The sequence below is a fragment of the Streptomyces sp. NPDC051286 genome, assembly GCF_044455345.1.
GTDB lineage: Bacteria > Actinomycetota > Actinomycetes > Streptomycetales > Streptomycetaceae > Streptomyces.
In genome coordinates this window covers 24,199-46,232 of the sequence record NZ_JBITER010000039.1, presented here as the reverse complement: position 1 = coordinate 46,232, position 22,034 = coordinate 24,199, and the positions used below count along the sequence as shown (strand labels likewise).

Annotated in this window: 21 protein-coding genes and 1 pseudogene; 9 read left to right on the top strand and 13 right to left on the bottom strand. The window is 70.0% G+C overall.

Going from position 1 to position 22,034, the window contains the following annotated elements; genetic code table 11:
- Window positions 1-17: 17 nt before the first annotated feature.
- The 3 genes from ACIBB8_RS29185 to ACIBB8_RS29175 form a co-directional block, all read right to left on the bottom strand.
- On the bottom strand, window positions 18-806 hold the full coding sequence (locus tag ACIBB8_RS29185) for a hypothetical protein (protein ID WP_398957113.1): 789 nt from the start codon (window positions 804-806) through the stop codon (window positions 18-20).
- A gap of 147 nt (window positions 807-953) precedes the next feature.
- Window positions 954-2,855, bottom strand: coding sequence for an MFS transporter (locus tag ACIBB8_RS29180; RefSeq protein WP_398957111.1), 1,902 nt, complete (start codon window positions 2,853-2,855; stop codon window positions 954-956).
- Window positions 2,856-3,030: 175 nt separating this feature from the next.
- The gene (locus ACIBB8_RS29175; protein ID WP_398957109.1) at window positions 3,031-5,634 is read right to left on the bottom strand and encodes a serine hydrolase; all 2,604 of its coding nucleotides are present in this window, start codon (window positions 5,632-5,634) and stop codon (window positions 3,031-3,033) included.
- A 193-nt stretch (window positions 5,635-5,827) separates the two neighbouring features.
- Here ACIBB8_RS29175 and ACIBB8_RS29170 point away from each other — a divergent pair, with 193 nt between their 5' ends.
- The 3 genes from ACIBB8_RS29170 to ACIBB8_RS29160 all read left to right on the top strand — a co-directional run bounded on the left by ACIBB8_RS29170 (window position 5,828) and on the right by ACIBB8_RS29160 (window position 8,074).
- The gene (locus ACIBB8_RS29170) at window positions 5,828-6,550 is read left to right on the top strand and encodes a GPP34 family phosphoprotein (RefSeq protein ID WP_398957107.1); all 723 of its coding nucleotides are present in this window, start codon (window positions 5,828-5,830) and stop codon (window positions 6,548-6,550) included.
- Window positions 6,551-6,760: 210 nt separating this feature from the next.
- Window positions 6,761-7,630 (top strand): helix-turn-helix domain-containing protein, encoded by an 870-nt coding sequence (locus ACIBB8_RS29165; RefSeq protein WP_398957105.1) that lies wholly within the window; start codon window positions 6,761-6,763, stop codon window positions 7,628-7,630.
- Between the two features lie 237 nt (window positions 7,631-7,867).
- Window positions 7,868-8,074 (top strand): DUF397 domain-containing protein, encoded by a 207-nt coding sequence (locus ACIBB8_RS29160; RefSeq protein ID WP_266984619.1) that lies wholly within the window; start codon window positions 7,868-7,870, stop codon window positions 8,072-8,074.
- 107 nt (window positions 8,075-8,181) lie between these two features.
- Here ACIBB8_RS29160 and ACIBB8_RS29155 read toward each other — a convergent pair whose 3' ends face one another.
- Window positions 8,182-9,021 carry a hypothetical protein gene (locus ACIBB8_RS29155; protein WP_398957103.1) on the bottom strand — a complete coding sequence of 280 codons (840 nt, stop codon included), beginning with the start codon at window positions 9,019-9,021 and terminating at the stop codon, window positions 8,182-8,184.
- A gap of 80 nt (window positions 9,022-9,101) precedes the next feature.
- Here ACIBB8_RS29155 and ACIBB8_RS29150 point away from each other — a divergent pair, with 80 nt between their 5' ends.
- The 3 genes from ACIBB8_RS29150 (at window position 9,102) to ACIBB8_RS29140 (ending at window position 10,801) form a co-directional block, all read left to right on the top strand.
- On the top strand, window positions 9,102-9,884 hold the full coding sequence (locus tag ACIBB8_RS29150) for an SDR family oxidoreductase (RefSeq protein ID WP_398957100.1): 783 nt from the start codon (window positions 9,102-9,104) through the stop codon (window positions 9,882-9,884).
- A 237-nt stretch (window positions 9,885-10,121) separates the two neighbouring features.
- Window positions 10,122-10,406, top strand: a complete 285-nt coding sequence (locus tag ACIBB8_RS29145) for a hypothetical protein (RefSeq protein WP_329163035.1) — start codon at window positions 10,122-10,124, stop codon at window positions 10,404-10,406.
- On the top strand, window positions 10,403-10,801 hold the full coding sequence (locus tag ACIBB8_RS29140; protein ID WP_398957098.1) for a hypothetical protein: 399 nt from the start codon (window positions 10,403-10,405) through the stop codon (window positions 10,799-10,801). The genes ACIBB8_RS29145 and ACIBB8_RS29140 overlap by 4 nt, the downstream gene beginning before the upstream one ends.
- 70 nt (window positions 10,802-10,871) lie before the next feature.
- Here the strand turns inward: ACIBB8_RS29140 and ACIBB8_RS29135 are convergent, their stop codons facing one another.
- The 3 genes from ACIBB8_RS29135 to ACIBB8_RS29125 all read right to left on the bottom strand — a co-directional run bounded on the left by ACIBB8_RS29135 (window position 10,872) and on the right by ACIBB8_RS29125 (window position 15,354).
- A complete protein-coding gene (locus ACIBB8_RS29135; RefSeq protein ID WP_398957096.1) occupies window positions 10,872-13,454 on the bottom strand; it encodes a bifunctional FO biosynthesis protein CofGH in 2,583 nt (860 codons plus the stop codon).
- Between the two features lie 95 nt (window positions 13,455-13,549).
- Entirely contained in the window at window positions 13,550-14,215 is a 666-nt protein-coding gene (locus tag ACIBB8_RS29130) for a response regulator (RefSeq protein ID WP_398957094.1), read from the bottom strand.
- Window positions 14,206-15,354 (bottom strand): sensor histidine kinase, encoded by a 1,149-nt coding sequence (locus ACIBB8_RS29125; protein ID WP_398957091.1) that lies wholly within the window; start codon window positions 15,352-15,354, stop codon window positions 14,206-14,208. Before ACIBB8_RS29125 ends, ACIBB8_RS29130 begins: the two co-directional genes overlap by 10 nt.
- Before the next feature lie 165 nt (window positions 15,355-15,519).
- On the opposite strand from ACIBB8_RS29125, the gene ACIBB8_RS29120 reads away from it, so the two are divergent.
- Together ACIBB8_RS29120 and ACIBB8_RS29115 are read left to right on the top strand one after the other, a co-directional pair.
- A complete protein-coding gene (locus tag ACIBB8_RS29120; protein ID WP_398957089.1) occupies window positions 15,520-16,767 on the top strand; it encodes a serine hydrolase domain-containing protein in 1,248 nt (415 codons plus the stop codon).
- Between the two features lie 39 nt (window positions 16,768-16,806).
- Window positions 16,807-16,974: pseudogene (locus tag ACIBB8_RS29115) on the top strand (hypothetical protein); the annotation flags it as partial.
- On the opposite strand, the gene ACIBB8_RS29110 reads toward ACIBB8_RS29115, so the two are convergent.
- The gene (locus ACIBB8_RS29110) at window positions 16,915-17,064 is read right to left on the bottom strand and encodes a hypothetical protein (RefSeq protein WP_398957087.1); all 150 of its coding nucleotides are present in this window, start codon (window positions 17,062-17,064) and stop codon (window positions 16,915-16,917) included. The pseudogene ACIBB8_RS29115 and the gene ACIBB8_RS29110 sit on opposite strands and share 60 nt — an antisense overlap.
- Before the next feature lie 7 nt (window positions 17,065-17,071).
- Complete coding sequence (locus ACIBB8_RS29105; RefSeq protein ID WP_398957085.1) at window positions 17,072-17,491, bottom strand: ATP-binding protein; 420 nt, start codon at window positions 17,489-17,491, stop codon at window positions 17,072-17,074.
- 364 nt (window positions 17,492-17,855) lie between these two features.
- Here ACIBB8_RS29105 and ACIBB8_RS29100 point away from each other — a divergent pair, with 364 nt between their 5' ends.
- Window positions 17,856-18,881 (top strand): helix-turn-helix domain-containing protein, encoded by a 1,026-nt coding sequence (locus ACIBB8_RS29100; RefSeq protein WP_398957083.1) that lies wholly within the window; start codon window positions 17,856-17,858, stop codon window positions 18,879-18,881.
- Here the strand turns inward: ACIBB8_RS29100 and ACIBB8_RS29095 are convergent.
- From ACIBB8_RS29095 to ACIBB8_RS29080, 4 genes are all read right to left on the bottom strand, one after another.
- Window positions 18,829-19,092: a helix-turn-helix domain-containing protein gene (locus tag ACIBB8_RS29095; RefSeq protein WP_398957081.1), complete on the bottom strand. Its 264-nt coding sequence runs from the start codon at window positions 19,090-19,092 to the stop codon at window positions 18,829-18,831. The genes ACIBB8_RS29100 and ACIBB8_RS29095 overlap by 53 nt on opposite strands.
- Complete coding sequence (locus ACIBB8_RS29090) at window positions 19,092-19,757, bottom strand: DUF2975 domain-containing protein (protein ID WP_398957079.1); 666 nt, start codon at window positions 19,755-19,757, stop codon at window positions 19,092-19,094. The genes ACIBB8_RS29095 and ACIBB8_RS29090 overlap by 1 nt, the downstream gene beginning before the upstream one ends.
- A gap of 462 nt (window positions 19,758-20,219) precedes the next feature.
- The gene (locus ACIBB8_RS29085) at window positions 20,220-21,533 is read right to left on the bottom strand and encodes an RNA polymerase sigma factor (protein ID WP_398957077.1); all 1,314 of its coding nucleotides are present in this window, start codon (window positions 21,531-21,533) and stop codon (window positions 20,220-20,222) included.
- A 2-nt stretch (window positions 21,534-21,535) separates the two neighbouring features.
- Window positions 21,536-21,898 carry a YciI family protein gene (locus ACIBB8_RS29080; RefSeq protein WP_398957075.1) on the bottom strand — a complete coding sequence of 121 codons (363 nt, stop codon included), beginning with the start codon at window positions 21,896-21,898 and terminating at the stop codon, window positions 21,536-21,538.
- Window positions 21,899-22,034 lie beyond the last annotated feature (136 nt).

The following is a 22,034-nucleotide window of genomic DNA, read 5'->3' as shown; positions in this document are numbered from 1 at the left end:
TATCCGTACGCACCCACTCAGCCGGCCTGCCCAAAGAGCACCATCAGACCGAGCGTCACCAGGGACAGGGGCACCCAGCGCAGCACCGCCGTTCGGCTGGGGCGGGGCCCCTGGCGCAGCAAGCCGCAGCCCAACGGCACCAGGCCGACACACAGTCCCACCAGTGCGACCAGCGACAGGGGCGTCGTCCCCTTGAGGACTCCAAGCGGCAGCGCCGCGGCCAGACCGAGGGCAATGGCTCGAACCGGGCCGAGCACACGGGTGCGCCACGCCCCGAGGGCGAGGACAACCCAACCCGCGACAATGGCGAGATTCAGCACGGAGAACACATGGAAGGCGCCGTAACCGGCCGAGACCACCTGGCCGGCGGACTCCACCCCCTGAGAACGCACCAGCTGGAAGGCCAGATGGTCCACCCCGGCGTGGAAGGCGCGGGCGAACAGCCCTGAGATGACCAACAACCCGCCCCACAGCCCCCAGCCCGCGCTGCGCGCGCCGATCCGGGTGGCGACCACGGCTACGGCAGGCCAGAGCAGCACACTCCCGGCAGCGAAGAGGCCGTACGCGGCCGCCATCAAGGTGGGATGCTGCGCGTACGCGGCGAGCTGGTCCGGGTAGAAGAAGTGGAAGCGGGCTCGGAGCAACGCACCCGCCAGCATCAGGAGCGGACCGAGCACCATGGCGGCGCCCCCCACCCAGCGTCCAGGGAAGCCGGCGGCCCCCAATCGCTCGACAGGCAGCACGCCGCGCAGCCAGGCGCCGACGGATGTAACCGGGGTGACCGTGAGGGCCGTTGGGTTCGTCATGTGGACGACGATGCCTTCGTCTCCCCTCCGGAGGCGTCGGATCAGGGGCTGGATTACGGGATCAGACCTGGGTATGACCCGTCAGCTGCGAACGCTTCCAGTCCGCACACCGTTCGCAGGGCACCCGGTCAAAACCGTCTGCACCGCTCAGCGAAGTTCCTCCGGGCACGGTGTGCCCGGCGAGAGCTGGTACGGCGCTGCCAGCCGGTACACCCCGGCGCGCGGCGCGAGCAGTTCCGTCCACTCGTCGCCGTCGGCGTTCTCGTCCGCCTTGATCAGGCAGCCGTTGGTGTTGACGAAGGTCCGCGGGCTGTCCTGGTCGGCGCGCTGCTTGGACGCCTCGGTCTCCTGCGGCCGCTCCACGCTCTTGCCCTCGTCGTCGACCAGGGCGAGCCAGCGCGAGTACGGAATCCGGATCAGCACCCGGCCCGCCCGCTTCACATGAATGGTCAGTTCGCCGTCGCCGGCCCGGTCCACGGTCGCCGGCGGATCGGCCAGCGGCACCGGGCTGTCGACCTCGAAGAGCTGCCAGTTGGAGTCGGACCAGATCCTGCGCAGATACGGCTGCCCCTTCTGGACGAGCTCCGCCTCCTGCACCGCGCCGGTGGCGTCCGGTTGCCCCTTGGGCAGCACCACGTAATGCACGGCCCAGCGGTCAAGCCACTGGCGGTAGTTCGCGGGGTTCAGGGTGTCGTCGTAGAAGAGCGGGTTGCGCTCCATGTCGGCCTGCCGGTTCCAGCCGCGGGCCAGATTGACGTACGGCGCGAGTGCGGACGCCTCCCGGTGGCTGCTCGCGGGCACGACCTCGACCCTGCCGCGCTCGGCGCCGACCTTCTGCAGCTCATTGACGAGCGGGGCCAGCTCACGCGTCCAGGAAGCGGTGGGGGCGGTCCGGACGATGTCGTCGACGCCCTTGAAGCCGATCCAGAAGTTCATCCCGACGAACGCGAGGACCAGCGCGTACCAGCGCCGGGAGCGCGGCACCGCGTACGGCAGCGCGGCGAGCAGCACCACACCGGCGAACAGCATCGCCATCCGGGTGACGTTCGAGCCGATCTGCGAGTCGACCACATAGGTCAGCAGCGTCCCGACGCCGTACACGCCGGCTGCGGTACGGACCGTCTTCCAGTCGCGCGGTACGAGGACGAAGACGAGGACCGCGAAGAGGAACGGCAACGACAGGGTCCCGATCGACATCGGCTGCGTACCGGAGAAGGGGAACAGCCACGCGGACAGCGCCACGACCGCGACCGGGGCCAGGCCCAGCGCGTACGCCCCCGGGCGCCGCTTGTTCAGGAACAGCGCCGCGGCGACCACACCCACGAAGAGTCCGGCCACGGGGCTGCTCGCCGTCGCGAGCCCGGCCAGCGGGGCGGCGACGGCTGCCTTCGCCCACCGCCTACGGGGGGCGCAGCGACAGTTGCTCCGGTGGAGCCGGTGCTCGCACCGGAGGTAGGGCCAGCAGAACACCGCGGCCACCGCACCCACCGCGAACATGAGGCCGAGCCCGAACGTCACGCGTCCGGACAGCGCGTTGCACAGATACGCGAACACCCCGGCGAGCGAGCAGGCGAGCGGATTGCGGACGGCCCGCACCCGGACCAGGATCAGCGCGGTCAGCGCCGCCGAGACGGTCCCGGCGACCATCATCGTCGTCCGCACGCCGAGCACCGACATCACATACGGCGACACGACGCTGTACGAGACGGGGTGCATGCCCCCGTACCAGGCGAGGTTGTACGCGGTACCCGGATGCCGGCCGACGAACTCGGCCCAGGCATCCTGCGCCGCGAGGTCGCCGCCACTGTTCGCGAAGAAGAAGAACCAGAGGATGTGGGTGACCGCGGCGGCCGCCGTCGCGATGGTGACGGGGTGACGCAGCAGCCGCCGGGCGCGGGTCCGCCCTGGCACCTCGGCCCGGGGTTCGGGGGTACGCGGGGCCGGCAGCCGGACGCCCGTGTTCCCGCCACCGCTGCCGCTCGTCACGTCGCCTCGCACATCGCTGCTCCCGGCCGCTGCACGGCCGGATCTCGGCTCCGCGGTGGTCACTACGGTCTCTCCCCGTCTCCGCCGGCCCCGTACCCCTGTCCCCGTACTTCGTGCCCGCGCCCCATTCGGTACACGTGTGAGGACGCGGTCCGGCGCTCCCCGGTTGTCCGGGGACGCTAACACGTGCGCAACAGGGAAGGGGGTGCCGGGACCGGCACCCCCTTCCCTGCAGGCGTCAGCTGATCCGGGTCAGCTTCTGGCCGAACGTCGGTTCCTTCATGTCCTGCTGAAGGGCCACCGGAGCACTGACCTTGCCGGCCCCCGATCCCACGGTCACCATGCCGACCTTTGTGCCCGCTGTCGCGGTGTTCGAGATCTTCTTGCCGTTCCCCGTCACGGACAGTTCGACCTTGAGGCCCGGCCAGCCCACCGCCTTGAGGTTCTCCGTCGCGACCACCGGCGTTTTGCCGCCGAAGCCGTCGTCCACGTACCCGACGACGTCGCCCTTCTTGACGACCGTTGCGGAGGTGACGGCCTTCTGCGCGCCCTGGATGAGCTTGAGGCTCTTGTCCAGCGACTGCTGAAGGCTGTCGTAGACCCGGCCGGTGCCGGCCTGCTGGCCCATGACGGCTCCGTAGATCCAGAGCTTCTTGCCGTCCACCATCGTGTTCGCGGACCAGAGGAGGTTGCCGCCGGCCGGGGTGGAGGAGCCCGTCTTGATGCCGCTCACACCGGGCTGCAGCAGAAGGGTGTTGTTGTTGTAGATCGTGCCGTCGATGCCCTCGATGTCGATCTGGGGTGTGTCGACGATCTGCCGGAACACATCGTTCTGCATCACTGCCTTGGCCAGCTTGAGCTGGTCCGCTGCGGTGGACATCGTGGTCTTCTTCAGACCGCTCGGGTCCGTGTATGTGGTGCTGTTCATCCCGAGCGCCTTGGCCTCGTCGTTCATCTTCGCCACGAAGGCCGCCTCGTTCGAGGCGTCCCAGCGGGCGAAGAGACGCGCCGCGTTGTTCCCCGAGGGGATCATCAGGAGCTGGAGCAGCTGCTTCTCGGTGAGCCGCTGTCCCTTCTTCAGAGGGGCCGTCGACTCCTCCGGGCGCTTGGACTCGTCCTCCGCCTGCTGATCGACGGTGATCTTCTCCCCCTCCTCCTTGCCCGTGAGGGGGTGGTCCTTGAGAACCACGTACGCCGTCATGACCTTGGCGACACTGGCGATCGGTACGGGCCTCTGCGCCCCCTCGGTACCGAGGGATCCCACACCGTCCACCGTCACCGCGGACTGGCCCTGTCCAGGCCAGGCCAGGCTCGGGTCACCCCCCTTGAAGGTGTACGTCGGGTCGGCCGACAGCGCCAGGACGGGCGTCGGCAGCGGACGCACAACCTGCACGATCGCAAAGACGACCAGGAGGAGCAGGACCAGCGGGGTCCAGATCTTGACCCGGCGAACGGCGGTACGGACCGGCGTCTCCGGGGGCGGGGGCGTGTTCGTCAGCTCGGCCAGCAGGTCGAGCGGCGGCCGGGGCGGCATCGGCTGCTGCCGGGTGCGCTCGGCTCCGCTGAGCGAGGGGGCGGGGGCCGGCTCAGGGCTCGGCCGGGCGGCCGGGGCGGCTGCGGATCCAGTCGTCCCGGGCTTGCGGGGCGCCGGGGCGGGGCGTGCGTCGTCGCGGCGGAGCGGTACGAACTGGCTGGTGCGCTCGGCTGGGCTCTCGGGCTCCGGCTTCTCCTCGGGCTTCGCCGAGGGACGGGTGATCTTCAGCGCGGTCGTCGGCTGGTCGATCCGGTCGCGCCGGACCGTCTTGAAAACGGCCGTGGGCTGATCGATTCCGCGCTGGTCCGCAGTGGGCTCGGTGCCGTCGGTGTCACCCGTGTCGTCGGTGTCGCCGGCGGGGTCCACGACATCGGCGCCGGTGGTCTTGGCGCCCTTGGCCACGGCGGCGGCGTCGGCGTCGGCAGCCGCCGCGGGTTCGCTGTCACCGGCGTCGCCGGCATCCTCGGCGGGGTCCGCAACGTCGGCGCCGGTGGTCTCGGCACCCTTGGCCGCAGCGTCAGCGTCAGCGTCGTCGGCCGCCGCGGGTTCGCTGTCACCGCCGCTCTTGTTGCCCGTGGCGTCCGCTGCGTGGCTCTCCTCGCGCCCCTCGGAGACCCGGGTCTCGTCGGAGGCATCGCCGGAGACCGCAGGCTCGTCCTCGCCGTCGTCCGCGTCAGTGGTTGCGGCTGCGGCTGCGGCTGCGACGTCATCGGACGCCGCAGGCTTGTCGGCGGCCTCGTCATCCGCATCGTGATCGGTGTCTGCTTCTGCTTCTGCGGCGTCGTCCGCCACTTCAGCCACAGCTGCCGCGTCCGCGCTCGATGCAGCCGGTTCGTCCGCGGTCGCTTCGGCGGAGTCCGTCCCACTCCCGCCCGCCTCTTCCGCCGGCGCGGTCGTGTCGCTCTCCGTGACCGCTTCGGGCTTCGCGACGTCGTCGGCGGCCTCGGGTTCGTCGGCAGCAGCGCCTGTGGCGTCGCCGTCACCCTTCTCCACCCACGCAGCCACCGCCGCACGCAGCCGCGCGTCGCCCTCCCCGGGCTCGGCAGGCCCGGAAGGCGTGGAGGTCGCCTCGGGGCCCTCAGAGGCGTTCTCCGTGCCCTCGGCACCCTCAACGTCCTCGGCGCGCTCCGCGTCCTCGCCGCTCTCGACCGGCTTCGTACGGAAGACCGCCGTCGCCGTGTCCTGCTTGCCGCCGGACTCCGCCGGGGAAGCCGATTCACGCAAGACGGCAAGCCGCGGATCGCGGTCGCTCCGAACCGTTCCCGACGACTTCCGCTGCTCCGACTTGTCGGGGGACTCGCCCGCCACCGATGCCTCCTCCTGCGCTGCGGGGCCGCCCCCGCGCTGTCCGAACCATCTACCAGTGTCCTGTGTGAACCCTCGGCTGCGTTGCCAGACGAGAACGACATACCTGCCGGTTCCCGCACGAAGCACCCAGGCACTCTCGACAGACCAATGTGAGAGGGGTCACCCTGTCATTCATCCACGCGGGGAGGCATGGATGGGCAGGAGCCGCAGAACAATTCCGGAGGAGCTTCTGCTGCTCGCTCTGGACCCGACCACGGGTACCACAGCGCAGCCGCAGTCGCTCGACCTCGGCCTCGCCGGAGCTCAGCTAGTGGAGCTGGCTCTGGCAGGACGGATAGCCCCTGACGGGGATCGTATCGCCGTGGTGATGCCACGGCCGACAGGAGATCCAACACTGGACTCCGCACTGGAACTGCTGCGCCGACGCGGCAGCCCGGTTCGGGCCGTCCACTGGATCGGCGGACCCCGACTGGGGTTGCGCCAGACCTATCTCTCGCATCTGGAGCGGTGCGGCATGGTGCATGCCGTGGCGGGCCAGATGTGCGGGGTGCTGCCGACGACTCGCTACCAGGCGACGGACACGGCGATCAGTCGGGAGATCAGATCCCGGCTGGACAGTGCGATCCGCACCGGTGTACCGCCGGACCCGCGGACCGCGGCGCTCGCCGCACTGGCCCACGCGGTCGGACTCGGCAAGCACCTCTACCCCGGGAACGAGGGGCGCTCATCGCGCTCCCGGCTCCGGGACCTGATCAGGCACGACCCGATGGGCGGTCTCGTGGCGCACGCCGTGATGGACGTCCAGAACGGGGCGATTGCCCAGCCGCGCCGCAACCCGGCGGCGGGAGGGCCGTTGCAACCGCAAGTGCAGTCGCAGTCCCGTCGCGACCGCATGGTGCACACCGCCGCCCGCTGAGGCAGCCCGCACCGCCGCACCACCGATCCGAATACCGCCGCACCGACGTCCCCAAGACCCGGTTCGGGAGCCGCACCACGCGCGGGGCAGCCGGCCCACCGGCTGCCCCGCGCGCCTGCGTGTGGCCATTTCCCAGCGCAACCGACCCCACGGGTGGCAATCTGCTGAGCAGTAGATACGCACAGCTACGTAGCCGGAGGTGCCGTTTCCGTGCCGTCCAACGTCAATCCCACTGTCAGGCGACGCCGGTTGGGCCAGGAATTGCGCCGCCTGCGCGAACTCAAGGGCATGACGGCCGAGGAGGTGGCGGAGCGACTGCTGGTCTCGCAGTCGAAGATCAGCCGCCTGGAGAACGGCCGCCGTTCGATCAGCCAGCGCGATGTCCGCGATCTCTGCGGGGTGTACGAGGTCGAGGACCACCGGGTCGTCGACTCGCTCATGCAGATGGCCAAGGACTCCCGCCAGCAAGGCTGGTGGCATGCCTTCGGCGACATCCCGTACAGCGTCTACATCGGCCTGGAGACCGACGCCGAGTCACTGCGGGTGTACGAACCGCAGGTGGTCCCCGGCCTGTTGCAGACCCGGAGTTACGCCGAGGCGCTGATCAGCGGCGCGCTGCCGGAGGCACCGCCGACCGACATCGACAAGCGCGTCAGCGTCCGTGCGCGCCGTCAGGACCGGATCACCACTCAGGAGGGGCCGCTGCGGCTCTGGGCGGTCATCGACGAGGCGGCGCTGCGCCGGATGGTCGGTGGCAGGCAGGTCATGATCGAGCAGTTGGAACAGCTCGTCGAGCTGTCGCACCTGCCCCATGTGACGGTTCAGGTGCTGCCGTTCGACATGGGCGCCCACCCGGGTATCAACGGGCAGTACGCCATTCTGGAATTCCCGGATGCCGCGGACTCCAGCGTCGTCTACATCGAGGGCGTGACCAGCGACCTCTATCTGGAGAAAGCCAATGATGTGCAGCGGTACAGCGTCATGTACGAGCACTTGCGGGCACAGGCACTGAACGTGGAACAGACCCGGCACTACATCGCCGACATCGCGAAGTCGTACGCCCAGCTCAGCACCGACTGACCAGCTGAACCAGACATTCCGCAAAGTCCGGCATGCGGGAAAAGGGGCGATGTTACGGGTGAGGCGACGGCACGGTACACCGTCGCCACATCAAAGCGGAAGGCCCGCATGGAATATGCCATCCGGTCGAGTGAACGGCCCTCTCGGCCGGCGATGTTGGCGAGTAGCGTCGATCACGCCAACGGTTACGCAGTTGGTGCGACTCACACAACTCTCTGAATCCGAACCGGAGTGAACATGGCTATTCGTCAGGGTGCCACGGACAATTGGACGAAGTCGTCGTATTCCGGGGGCAACGGCGCTTGCGTCGAGGTCAAGTCCCCCCTCGTCCAGTCGATCGCGGTGCGCGACTCGAAGGCCCCCGAGGGTCCTTCGATCACCTTCGTGCCCGGCGCGTGGAACGCCTTCGTGTCCGACATCGCAAAGGGCTCCGTCGACGTCTGACCCATGCCCACCCACAGAATGCGGCGCGGCACCGAAACGGTGCCGCAGGAAGCCCCCTCGACCTGTCCGCCGTCCTGGCCGAGGGGGCCCGCCGCCGGACGGACCGGTCAGCGCAGCTGATCCACGTACCTGTCCGTGCCGGGCACGGTCGGGATGAACGGCGCCACCAGCTCCACCCGTCCCAGGCCGGATTCCGCAACCGCCGCGTCGAGCCCGGTGAAGTGTTCCGTCCAGCACTCCCGCGGGTCCTCCTGGAGGAACCAGAGCAGGGTGAGCCGGGTGTCCACGCCCTCGACCTGCTTCACATAGGCCATTCGGTCACCGGGCAGCGGCGTGGGACGGAAGACGGTCACCATCGCCGCCGGTGAGCCGCCGAGCCGCTTCGGCAGATGCCGGGAGCGCAGCCATTCCAGCAGCTCCGATCGCTGCCCGGCCCCTTCGGCGTCGATCACCTGCAGCACGAGCCCGCGGTACGGGTGGTCGAGGGCGTGATGGTCCCGGGGGCCGGCGGCACCGTCCCGGTAGACCGTCACCTCGTGGTCCTGGAACGCGGTGAACACATGCGTGCGGTCCTGATAGACCCGGCCGTCCCGGTTCAGCCGCCTGTTGATCCCGACGGTCCACTTCATGTGGTCGTCGTAGCGCCCGCCCGTCACCCAGTACGTGGACAGATAGCACCCGGCGCCGACCGGCTGCGCGACCGCGGACTTCTCCGGATAGCGCAGCTCCTGGAGCTCCCGGGTGGCCACCCAGCGGCGCCCGGCGAACATCCAGGGCATCGCCATCGCGCCTGCGTAGTAGTGATCGTCTTCGTACCAGCGGTTGTACGCGTACTCATGGCCCGGGTGCGGTTCCACCATGGTGATCAGCGCGTGGCCGGGATGGACTCCGTACGGGCCCAGCGCGGCCAGTTCGGCGTACGTATCGCTGCGCGTCTCGTCGCTCATGCCGTTCCCCTTCCGTACTCCGCTGCGGCGTCCTACTCTGACGCCCCGTCAGACAAACTGCCAGAGCCGGGGGGCACCCGATGCTGCTCGCGGGGAAGACCGTCATCGTGTCCGGCGTGGGCGCCGGGCTGGGGCATCAGATCGCGGCGACGGTGGTACGGGACGGCGGCAGCGCCGTCCTCGGAGCGCGTACCGCGGCCAATCTCGCCAAGTCGGCCGCCGAGATCGATCCCGGGGGCAGGTACACCGCCCATCTGGCCACCGACATCACCGACGAGGCGCAGTGCGAGGCGCTCGCCGCGCTGGCACTTGAGCGGTTCGGGCGGATCGACGCGGTGGTCCATGTCGCGGCCTGGGACAGCTACTTCGGCGGGGTCGAGGACGCGGACTTCGCCACCTGGCAGTCGGTGATCGACGTCAATCTGCTCGGCACGCTGCGGATGACGCGCGCCTGTCTGCCCGGGCTGAAGGAGCGGGGAGGCTCCGTCGTCGTCATCGGCACGCAGTCGTCGGTCGCCGCGCCATCCCAGGTGCAGCAGGCGGCGTACGCGGCATCGAAGGGCGCGCTCACCTCGGCGATGTACTCCATAGCGCGGGAATTCGGCCCGCACCGGATCCGGGTGAACACCGTGCTGCCCGGCTGGATGTGGGGTCCGCCGGTACAGGCGTACGTACAGTTCACCGCACACACCGAGGGCGTGCCGGAGGCCGAGGTGCTGGGCAGGCTCACGGAACGGATGGCGTTGCCGGAGCTGGCCACGGACGGCGATGTGGCGGAGGCGGCGGTGTTCCTGGCCTCCGACCGGGCCCGGGCGATCACCGGACAGTCCCTGCTGGTCAACGCCGGCGAACTGATGCGCTGAGGCGCCGAGGCTCAACACGGACGGTGACGGGGACACCGCGGGCGCGACGGTTCCGGCACAGGCCGGTTCCGGCGACGCCGCGGTCGCGGAGGGTGTGAAGGACTGATCCCCCCTGCCTCCGTACGTCGGTCAGCCGCGCGGGTAGCGGGTCAGCCAGCCCGGCGCGACGGTCGACGGGCTGTGCAAGGCCGGGCCCTGGGGCATCCCCGTGGGCCGTAGCGGCTCTATAGTGAAACTATGGCTACTACGACCATCCAGGTGCCGAAAGAGACGCGCGACCATCTCGCCCAGCTGGCCAAGGAGCGCGGGCTGAGCCTGGGCCAGCTCGTCGACCAGCTGGCCGCCCAGCAGCCCACCGCGGCCCAGATCGCCGAGCGGGTCGCCACCACTCGCAAGGTGCTGCGTGAGCGCATGGGCTGCACGCTGACCGACGAGGAGTTCGAACAGGGACCGGACGTCCTCGCCAATGTGTACGCGATGGCAGCCGAGAAGATGCACGCCCGGCGAGGCACCGCCGCGTGATCATCCTCGACACGAGCGCGGTGTCGGAACTCGCGAAGGGACATCGCGCCCTGCACCTTCTCGCGGGCAACGTTGCCGCCACCTCGGGTGACTGGCTGCACGTCCCCGCCCTGTGCCTGATGCAGGCGGAGGCAGCCGACAAGGACCTCGCTCGCAACGTGCTCGCGCTTCCCGGCATCCTGGTCGATCCGCTCGACCAGACCGCAGCCGCCACAGTCGGCGGAATGGTCCGCGACGGCTGGGGCGGCCCCGACACCTGTCATGCGCTGTACGTCGCGACACCCCACCAGGAAAGCGGCGGCATGTCGATCATCCTGACCGGCCGCGAGGGCGACTATCCCCCCGGCATCCTCACGGTCGACATCGACTCGCCCGGCATGCTGGGCTTTCACTGAGCCTCGGCTCCGCCGCCCTCGGTGATCTGCTGCATCGAGTGACGGTGCAGCCGGGCTGAAGGCCTGCGGCTCAGTTCGGCAGTACCGGCAGCAGCTCCGGAAGGTGTCCGTCGGACGCGGCAGCCGCCGCCACCCGCTCCTGCGGCACCTCCCCGTAAAGCGTCGTACGCGGCTTCGCCGGGCGGCCCGCGAGTTCCGCGATCGCGACCAGGTCCTGGATCGAGCGGTACGAGCCGTAACTCGATCCCGCCATGCGGGAGATGGTCTCCTCCATCAGCGTGCCGCCCAGGTCGTTGGCGCCCGAGCGCAGCATCTCGGCCGCGCCCTCCGTGCCGAGCTTCACCCAGCTGGTCTGGATGTTGGTGATGTGCGGGTGCAGCAGCAGCCGGGCCATGGCGGTGACGGCGCGGTTGTCGCGGTCGGTCGGGCCGGGGCGGGCGATGCCTGCCAGGTAGACCGGGGCGTTGGTGTGAATGAACGGCAGCGTCACGAACTCGGTGAAACCGCCGGTCTCCTGCTGGAGTCGAGCAAGCGTGCGCAGATGGCCCAGCCAGTGGCGGGGCTGGTCGACATGGCCGTACATCATGGTGGAGGAGGAGCGCAGACCCACCTCGTGGGCCGTCCTGATGACCTCCAGCCAGGTCGCCGTCGGCAGCTTCCCCTTGGTGAGGACCCAACGGACCTCGTCGTCCAGGATCTCCGCCGCCGTGCCCGGGATCGAGCCGAGCCCGGCCTCCTTCGCGGCGATCAGCCAGTCGCGGATGGACATGCCGGTGCGGGTCGCGCCGTTGACGACCTCCATGGGCGAGAAGGCATGGACGTGCATGTCGGGGACGCGTTCCTTCACCGCCCGCGCGATGTCGAAGTACGCGGTGCCGGGCAGGTCCGGGTGGATGCCGCCCTGCATGCAGACCTCGACAGCACCGACGTCCCACGCCTGCGCGGCCCGGTCGGCGACCTGGTCCAGGGAGAGGGTGTACGCGTCGGCATCGGTGCGCCGCTGGGCGAAGGCGCAGAAGCGGCAGCCGGTGTAGCAGACGTTGGTGAAGTTGATGTTCCTGGTGACGATGTACGTGACGTCGTCGCCGACCACGTCGCGGCGCAGGGTGTCCGCGATCCGGCACAGTTCGTCGAGCGCCGGGCCGTCCGCGTGGAGCAGGGCGAGCGCCTGGTCGTCGGTGAGCTTCGTCGGGTCGTCGGCGGCCTGGCCGAGCGCGGCCTTCACGTCGGTGTCGATCCTGGACGGGACCATGCCGGGAGCCGCCGCCTCGCGCAGGGCCTCCCAGTCCCCGTACACCTCGTCGAAGTCATCGCGGCGGTCGCCGGTGCGGCCCTCCGTGTCGATGGTGCGGTGCAGATCGGTGCGGCCGGACGCGCCGAACTCCTCGTCCGGCTCCTGCCAGGGCAGGCCGACGGGGGTCGCGCCCTCCTTCGCGAGGCCCGTCTCCGGGTCGGCGAGGGCGCGGACGTGCGGGAGGAGGCGGGGGTCGAGCCAGGGCTCACCGCGCTGGATGAACTCCGGGTAGATGGTGAGCCGTTCACGGAGCTCGAAGCCCGACTCGGCTGTCTTCGCTGCGAGTTCGTCGATGTGCGGCCATGGACGCTCGGGGTTCACATGGTCCGGGGTGAGCGGTGAGACGCCGCCCCAGTCGTCGATCCCGGCGCCGATGAGCAGTGCGTAATCCGCGTCGACGAGGTTCGGCGGGGCCTGGATGCGGGCGGAGGGGCCGAGGATGTGCCGGGCCACGGCAATGGCGGCGGCCAGCTCCTCCAGTTCTGCGTCCGGCATCCCGCGCATCGCCGTGTCCGGCTTGGCGCGGAAGTTCTGGACGATGACCTCCTGGATGCCGTGGTAGGCGCGGGCGGTCTTACGCAGCTCGAAGAGGGAGTCGGCGCGCTCCTCGTACGACTCGCCGATCCCGATCAGGATGCCGGTCGTGAACGGGACGTTGGACCGGCCCGCGTCCTCGAGGACGCGGAGGCGGACGGCCGGTTCCTTGTCCGGGGAGCCGTGGTGCGGGCCGCCCGGCTCGGACCACAGGCGGGTGGCCGTCGTCTCCAGCATCATGCCCATGGACGGGGCGACGGGCTTGAGGCGCTGAAGGTCGGTCCAGGTCAGCACGCCCGGGTTGAGGTGCGGAAGGAGACCGGTCTCCTCCAGGACGCGGATCGCCATGGCGCGTACGTACGCAAGGGTGTCGTCGTACCCCTCGGCCTCCAGCCACTCCCGCGCCTCGGGCCAGCGGTCCTCGGGCCGGTCCCCGAGGGTGAACAGCGCTTCCTTGCAGCCCATGGCCGCGCCCTTGCGGGCGATGTCGAGAACCTCGTCGGGCGACAGGAACATCCCGTGCCCGGCCTTGCGGAGCTTGCCGGGGACAGTGACGAAGGTGCAGTAGTGGCACTTGTCGCGACAGAGGCGGGTCAGCGGGATGAAGACCTTGCGGGAGTACGTGATGACGCCCGGCCGGCCGGCGGCTTCGAGGCCGGCGTCGCGCACCCGGGCGGCGGACGCGGCAAGGTCCGTCAGATCGTCGCCGCGCGCCTGGAGCAGGACGGCGGCCTCGGCCACATCGAGGGCGACACCGTCACGGGCCCGCTTGAGCGCGCGCCGCATGGAGTTGGTGGTCGGGCGTCCGCGCTGAGGATCGGTCATGGAGCGAGCATACGAGCGAGGCCCCCGCCCCGGGCCGGGGCCTCCACCCTGTCACCTGCTACGGGCGACGGCGCCCATCCGGCGTGGGCCGACGCCTATCCAGCCTGGGCCGACGCCCCGCCATGGCGGCGAAGGTAGGCCAGGACGGCGCGGACGCGGCGGTGGCCGCTGTCGCCGGCCGACAGGCCGAGTTTGTGGAAGACGTTGCCGATGTGTTTGTGGACGGCGTTCTCGGTGATGACGAGCCGTTGGGCGATGGTCGCGTTGTTGTGGCCCTCGGCCATCAGCGCGAGGACCTCGCGTTCGCGAGGGGTGAGGGCGTCGACGGGATCGCCTCGGACGGCGAGGAGCTGGGTGATGACCTCGGGGTCCATGGCGGTGCCGCCGGCGGCCACGCGGCGCAGTGCGTCGGTGAATTCTGCGATGCGGCTCACCCGGTCTTTGAGGAGATAGCCGATGCCGCCGCGGGTGTCGGAGAGGAGACGGCCGGCGTATTCCTGCTCGACGTACTGCGACAGGACCAGGACGGGAAGTCCGGGATGGTCGCGGCGGGCCTGGACTGCGGCCCGGATGCCCTCGTCGCGGAAGGCCGGGGGCAGCCGCACGTCCACGATGGTGACGTCCGGTCGGTGGGTTTCGACGGCGGTGAGGAAGCCGGGGGCGTCGGCCGCGATCGCGACGACCTCGAAGCCCTGGGAGCCCAGCAGGAGTTCGAGTCCGGATGCCAGCAGGACGTTGTCCTCGGCGATGACTACGCGCACGGCAGCTCCACAGTGATGACGGTCGGCCCGCCCGGCGGGCTGCTGATCTTCATGGTGCCGTCCAGAGCGGCGGCGCGGCGGCGCATTCCGTCCAGGCCGGACCCTCGCGCGGCGTCCGCTCCGCCGGTCCCGTCGTCGGCGATCTCCGTGCGGAGCAGCGCGCCGTTGCGGGTGACGCGAACCGAGGCATGGGTGGCCCGGCTGTGCCGGGCGATGTTCGCCAGTGCCTCGGTGGCGGCGAAGTAGGCGACCACTTCGACCGCTGCGGGGATCTCACCGAGCGCGCCGATGTCGATGCGGGTCGGCACCCCGGCCCTGGTGGCCAGGGTGCTGAGCGCGCCGGACAGGCCCTGGTCAGCCAGCACCGGGGGATAGATGGTGCGGATGACGGAGCGCAGCTCGGTCATGGTCTCCTCGGTCTCGGCTTGGGCCTGCCGTACCAGAACGGCGGCCGCGTCGGGGTCCTGGGGAAGGCTCTCCCCGGCCACGGCAAGCCGCATGGCGATGGCCACGAGCCGGGCCTGGGTGCCGTCGTGCAGGTCGCGTTCGATCCGGCGGAGTTCCGCACTGTGCGCCTGCAGGACGTCGGTACGTGTCCGGGTGAGTTCGGTGACGCGCGCGGCCAGTTGCTCCGCGGGAGACGGTGCCAGGACTGCCAGGCAGCACCGCGCGTGCACCCGGGCGAGCGGTGGCAGGGCGATGGTCGCCAGCGCCGCAAGGAGCAGGAATTGCGCCAGGCTGATCGTCAGCGCGGGGGCCCAGCTGCTGATACGGACACCGAGCAGCGGCAGCCGTGGCGGACCCGACGTGGGAAAGGCCCACCACCCCACGGTGACGACAAGGGTGAGGAGCAGGTTACCCAGGCACAGCAGGGCGAGTGTGCCCGCGGGCAGGCCGATGGCCACCTGAGTCACGAGCCACGCAAGGTCGCGGCGGAGGGCGCGCGGGCGCGGCTCCACCGGTCGGCCCAGCAGCGCCCCGGCGCGCCGACGGTGGCGCTCCGCCCAGGGAGCCGCCAGCGACGGTACGCACAGCAGTGGCGCCGCCACGAGCGTCACCACCGCGGTCATCAGGGTGCCGAGTAGGTAACGTCCGCTGCGCCCGGTCTGGACCGACCATGCGCGGGACTCACCGATCACGCCGTGCACTGGATTCGCCTTCGTCTGTCGTACGGGACCGTGAGCGGTCCTCAGGCGCGCCACTGTAAGTGCCGGGCGCCCCTGCGGCACTACAGCCACCTGTAGGTTTCCATCGGCCGCCTGTGGTAGCGACACGCAACTCGGTGCTTACCTAGCGTGGGATTCATGAGATCCACAACTCCGGCCTCCGCGCCGCAGCACCGCCCGTCCCCGCAGCGTCACCGCCGGATCGGCCGAAGGTGGCTGGCCGTCGCGGCGGTCGCACTCAGCACAACGGGTGTGGCCATAGCTCTCCAGCCCTCGGAGGACGCGTCCGCGACGTCCGCGCCCGGCTACCGGCAAGACGACCTGCGCCTGGACACCGATGCCATCCAGGCGCTGGGGCTCACCGGCGTCCAGGCGCGGGTGACCACCGCCTCCGGCCGGGATCTGGTCGCCACCGCCGGCGTCGCCGTGGCGGGCACGAACCGCCCGGTGCCCCGCAACGGCTACTTCCGGATGGCCAGCACCGGCAAGGCACTCATGGCCACTGTGATCCTGCAGTTGGTCGACGAGGGCAAGCTGTCGCTGGACGACACGGTGGACAGCCGGCTGCCCGGTGTGATCGACGGCAACGGCAACGACGGACGGAAGATCACCGTGCGCCAGCTCCTTCAGAACACCAGCGGCCTCCACGACGACCTTCCCGGCTTTGACACCCCGCAGGACTACTACCGGCACCGCTACGACACCTACACCCCCGAACAGATCGTCGCCCGGGCGATGAAGCACCACCCGGACTTCAAGCCCGGCACCGGCTGGAGCTACTCCAACACCGGCTACGTCGTCCTCGGCATGATCGTCGAAAAGGCCGCCGGCCGCCCATGGCAGGAGGAGGTCCAGAGCCGGATCCTGAAACCGCTCGGCATGAACCACACCTACCTGCCGGGCACCACGTCCACCCTTCGTCGCCCGCACGCCGACGGCTACCAGGTCTTCGCCTCCGGCAAACCGACCGACGTCACTGAACAGATCGTCCCCGACCTCGGCGGCTATGTCTCCACCACGGCGGACGTCAACCGTTTCTTCCAGGGACTGCTGGGCGGCAAGCTGCTGTCCAAGGCGCGCATGGCCGAGATGCAGCACACCGTCCCGGTCGACAAGCGGATCGAGGCGTTCTGGCCCCGCGGACGCTACGGCCTCGGCTTGGTCAGCCGCCCCCTGACCTGCGGCGGCAGCTACTGGAGCCACGAAGGAGGCGAAGCCGGCTACATCACTCTGAACGGCGCCACCGACGACGGCAGCCGCACCGTCACCGTCTCCATGTCCACCAGCTTCAACGACCTCGATAAAACGCTCCGGCAACACAAGGCCGCCAGCGACCTCGCCGACCACGCGCTCTGCGACACGCCCGGCAACGGGCAGGACACGTAACGGCCTTGCCCGGCATCCGGGCATGGGCGACCGTGGACGGTGTCGGCGGCGAGTGGAACGAGGCGAAGGTCGCCGGCAAGGTCCGCAGCCGCTCCAGCTCCGAGACCCTTGCCGTCCGGCACCAGCAGCAACCCCGTCAGTGCCCTCCTAGCAGCCGTCCGACGCGCAACGGGCCTCTCGCTGGACCACCTTGCTGACCGCGCCGGAGTCGAGCGCCGCACTGTCCAGCGGTATGAGCGCGGCGAACATCATCCGCGCTGCACCGACCTGCTCACGCACCCGGGCAACACCGGTCACGTCCGGTTCAGCGAGCCGTGGTCAAGTGGACCCAGACCGTCTTGCCCACGACCCGATCGCTCACACCCCACGACGTCGCCAGCGCCTCGACCAGATGCAGGCCGTAACCGGATTCCGCACCGGGCCGGGGAGGGCGCCGCTCCGGTCCCCGCTCGCCCCGCGCGTCCGACACCTCAATACGGAGCGCGTCCGCCAGGCTGAGCAGCCTCAGCTCGAAGTCCCGCCCCTCCACGTGCCCGTGCAGCACCGCGTTCGCCGCCAGCTCGGCCACGACGACAGCGGCGTTGTCGGAGAGCTCGCACCCGTACGGCACACCCCACTCGTCGAGTTGATGGACAGCAAGCCGACGGGCGAGCCGCGCCCCGCGGCGGGTGGCGCTGAACCGCTGGACGAACTCGGCGCCCGCAAGGGTGATTTCGACGTTCATGTGACTCAGCGTGTCCGGTCCCTCGTACGCTGACCAGGAGTGACACCACGACACCGAGTAGCTGTACGGGCACGCCCGGTCGGCTGTACGGGGCGTCGGCCGTGACCGAACGGACAGAGGCGGTACGGGGTAGATGGCGAACGCGGAACGCGAAGAACGACCGGAGCGCCCGGCCGAGACGGATGGGACGGCACACCTGTTCAGGGCGCTGGGCAGACAGCTCAAGAGGTTCGCCAACTGAGCTGGATGTCGCACCGGTTGGCTGGCATATGCTCGCCGCGACAACCACAGACATGCGTCGGCCCCCGGCCGGGACTGCAATCCCGATCGAGGGCCTGACCACCGAGGAAGCGAACCCTTCCCGATGGATACCCAGCAGATTAGCGTGCCCTCGCACGCCCCGTCCCGCGTACCCGGGAGCGCCGCGCCGTCATCCGGTGTCGTGCACATCAACTCCCGGCACACCAGCCGCTTCACGGTCGTCGGCAACCATCTCGCCCAGCACCGGGAGCTCTCGCTCCTCGCGATCGGGCTCGCCACCCACATCCAGTCGCTGCCTGCCGGAGCGAAGATCGGCATCAAGACCCTCGCCGAGCGTTTCCCGGAGAGCGAAGCCCGTATCGCCGCCGCGTTGCGCGAGCTGGAAGCTCACGGCTACCTCCGGCGCACCCGGGAACGCCTCCCCGACGGCCGCGTCGTCACCCGCACCTGCTCGTACAACCAGCCGGGCGCCACTCCGCACGCACCCCCGGCACCCCAGCCGCAGCCCCGACCGAGGCCGCGCCCCGGACGCCGTGTTCCCGCACCCGAGCCGTGTGCGGCGCTCACACCGGTCGCGTCGCCCGCACCTGTATCGCAGCCGCCCGCACCCCTGGCTCCCCACCGGCCCGCAGCGCCGCCCGCGCCGCTCCCCGCACCCCACGCCGCCGGCGCCGAGCTGCTCCGCACCGCGGCTGATCTCCTCGCCGACCTGCGCCGGGACACCCCGCAGCTGGTCCTCTCCGAGCGCGACGTCGACCGTCTCAGCCCGGCCATCGCCGCCTGGCTCGAACGCGAAGCCACCCCCGAGACCATCAGGCGCGCTCTGACTGCCAACCTGCCCGTGCCCCTCAAGCATCCCGCGAATCTCCTCAGACACCGACTCGTCGCGTTCCTCCCACCGCCGCTCCCCCTCGCCCCGGTACGCCGGGAGGTGACGCGCTTCCAGACCTGCGACGGCTGCGAACGCGCCTTCCGCTCACCCACCCCTGGCCGCTGCCGGGACTGCCGGCCCGACGATCCCCACCCACCCGTCGGCCAGAGGACCGAATTCCCCCACGGCGTCGGCTCGGCCCTCCTCAGAGGGCTGTCGGTGGGCGCCCGCGCTCGCCCTCGGCGCTCCGGTACGTGAGCAGGTCGCCCGGCTGGCAGTCGAGGACCTCGCAGATGCGGGTCAGCGTGGTGAAGCGGATCGCGCGGGCCCGGCCGTTCTTCAGGATGGACAGGTTCACGTTGGTCACGCCGACCCGGGAGGCGAGCTCCGCGAGGGTCATGCCTCGCTCGCTGAGCATGCGGTCGAGATGGACCTCGATCGCATGGCTGTCGTTGTCGTCCGTCGTCATCACACCGTCCCTTCCAGATCCTCCCGCATGGCCACCCCGGCGCGCATGACGCGGGCGAACGTGAGGATGCCCAGAGCTGTGAAGACGAGTGCGTAGGGTGCCTGCAAGGTTCCCAGCCAGCTGTCTGCATTGAAGGTGTAGTCCTGGGTCAGGGTCGCCAGGAGCGCCGCGTGCGCGCCGGCTTCCACCACCTCTGCGACCAGGCAGCCGATCAGCAGCCACCAGCCTGCGACCCGCAGGTGCTTCACGGTCCGCGCGGTGAAGACTCCCTCGCGGGACGCATCTTGTATCAAGCGGTTGAGCAGGAAAAGGATGCCCAGGACCAGCAGCAACGAGGGGAAGCCGCCAAGGAAATCGAAAAGCCGCTGGGCACTGTCGACGTGATCGGTGCAGTACGACGGGCGGGCCATGACCTCGACCCCCTCATGGGGCCGGAACCTGCCGGTGAACCCGTCCGTGCTGAAGTCCGAGCGGGACTCGGCACACACGTACGAACCGCCCCATATCAGGCGCAGCTGCGTGCCGGCCAGGGGTCCCACGGCGCCGACAACGAGGCCCACGAGAAACAGACGGTAGACGCCTCGGACCACGGTGGCGACCGGCTCCAGCAGCCTGGCCTCGGCACGGTTTTCCTGTGACGTGGAGCTCTGTACCTCAGCAGACATCAGCAACCGCCCCCTCTTATCGAATATCGATGCTATCGAAGAACGATAAGAGCAACCGCGTCAGTGGTCAACACGTCTGAGCACCCGTCAACGCGCATCGCGAGCAGGGGTGCCCGGTCGCACATCTTCCGTACGCCCACGACGAGTTCGGAATGTCCATGGGCGTCAGCGAACCGCATGCATCCCCGTTGTCAGACGTGTGTCCTAGCCCACCGGCCGCCGACCGCCGGCCGCCAAACTCGCCGGGAGGGGCCCTGGTCCCCCAGCATCGCCTGCATCACGCGCCTAGGGCCTGTTCTGAGTTCCCCGTCGTTCGCGCGAAGCGCGGGCGCAGCGGCGGTCGGTGCGTGCGATCGGCATGCGGTGTCGCAGGTCATGTGGCGGAGCCACCTGTCCTGCGGGGCCGTGCGGCGAGTGTGCGTGCCGGGCGTCGGGGCGCAGGCGGGGAACTCAGAACAGGCCCTAGCGATCGGCGCGCCCGTGCGGCGGTTCAGGGCTGCGCCAGGTAGCCCGCAAGGGTGCCACGGGTGCGCCGAAGAGGGTGACGAGTTGTGCTGCGCGGTTGGTGAGGTGGCGCCGTTCCGGTGTGCTGGTGGTACGTCGGGCGGCGTCGCGGTAGGCGTCCGCCGCCGCGTCGTGCTCGCCGAGCAGTTCCAGGAGGTGCGCCCGGGTGGCGAGCAGGCGGTGGTGGCCGGCCATCCTTTTGTCGGACTGCAGTGCGGCGAGGAGGTCCAGCCCGGCGGCGGGTCCGTCCACCATGGCGACGGCGACTGCCCGGTTGAGGGTGACCATCGGGTTCGGCGCGATCTGTTCCAGGAGCCCGTACAGCACCAGGATTTGCGGCCAGTCCGTGGCATCGACGTCCTCGGCCTCGTCATGTACGGCGGCGATGGCCGCCTGCACATGGTAGGCGCCGACCTGGCCGCGGGGCAGGGTGCGGCTGATCAAGTCGGTTCCCTCGGCGATGAGTCGGCGGTCCCACATGCTGCGGTTCTGCTCCGCCAGTGGCACCAAGTCACCGTCGGGTGTGGTGCGTGCCGGGCGGCGGGCGTCGGTGAGCAGCATCAGTGCCAGTAGCCCTGCGGTTTCGCCGTCGTCGGGCAGCAGACGGTGCAGCAACCGGGTGAGCCGGATCGCCTCGGCCGACAGTGTCGGCGCGGTCAGGTCGATGCCGTCTGTGGTGGTGTACCCCTCGTTGAAGATCAGGTACAGCACGTGCAGCACCTCGCCCAGCCGCTCGGCGCGCTCTGCCGCCTGCGGCATGCGCAGCGGTGTGCCGGAGGTCTTGATGGTCTGCTTGGCCCTGCTGATGCGCTGGGCCATGGTCGCCTCGGGGACCATGAATGCGGCCGCGATCTGCGCGGTGGTCAGGCCGCCGACCGCGCGTAGCGTCAGCGCGATCCGGCTGGGCTGGGACAGCCCTGGGTGGCAGCAGAGGAACAGCAGCGCGAGGGAGTCGTCTCGGTCCGCCTGGGGCGTGGCGTCGGCGGCGGCGCTGAGCATCTCCGACTCCGGGGTGGCCAGGGCGATGCGGTCCTCGCGGTTCCTGCGTGCCTGTTCGCCGCGCACGTGGTCCACCAGCTTGCGAGAGGCGACGGTGACCAGCCAGCCCCTGGGGTTGTCCGGTACTCCCTCGGCCGGCCACTGGAGGGCGGCGGCGAGCAGCGCCTCCTGGACGGCGTCCTCACACGTGTCGAAGACGCCGTACCGGCGGACGAGCGCGCTGAGGACCTGCGGCGCCAGCTCGCGCAGCAGATCCTCAGCGCTTCGGTCCATGCTCACACGTCCGCTGCGGACTCGTGCATGACGGGCCACAGTTCGACGGGCTCCACGTCGGCGAAGGGCATGTCCGCCGCGATCTGCTGCGCGCGCTCCTGGCTTTCGCAGTCGAGCAGGTAGAAGCTGGCGATGTACTCCTTGGTCTCCAGGTACGGGCCATCGGTGACCGCCGGGGCCCCGTCCTTGCGGCGCACCAGCTGGGCGTTGGCCGCGTCCGCCAGGCCGTAGGCGCCCACAAGTTCCCCGCTCTCACGGTACTTCTTGTTGAACGCCTCCTGCTTGACGATGGCCTCCGGCCACGCCTCGGCCGGGAAGGAGTCCCACTTGGCCTGGTTGCCGTAGATCATCGCTACGTACTTCATCTCTGGTGTCCCCTCGGTCCCGCGCGCCCCGTCGGCACACTGTCACCCCTCAGTCGGAGCCGGAAGCCGGTCCTCGACATCCGACGACAACTTTCTTGAACTCTCTTTCCGGGCCGCCGTTGAGCAGCACGAACGC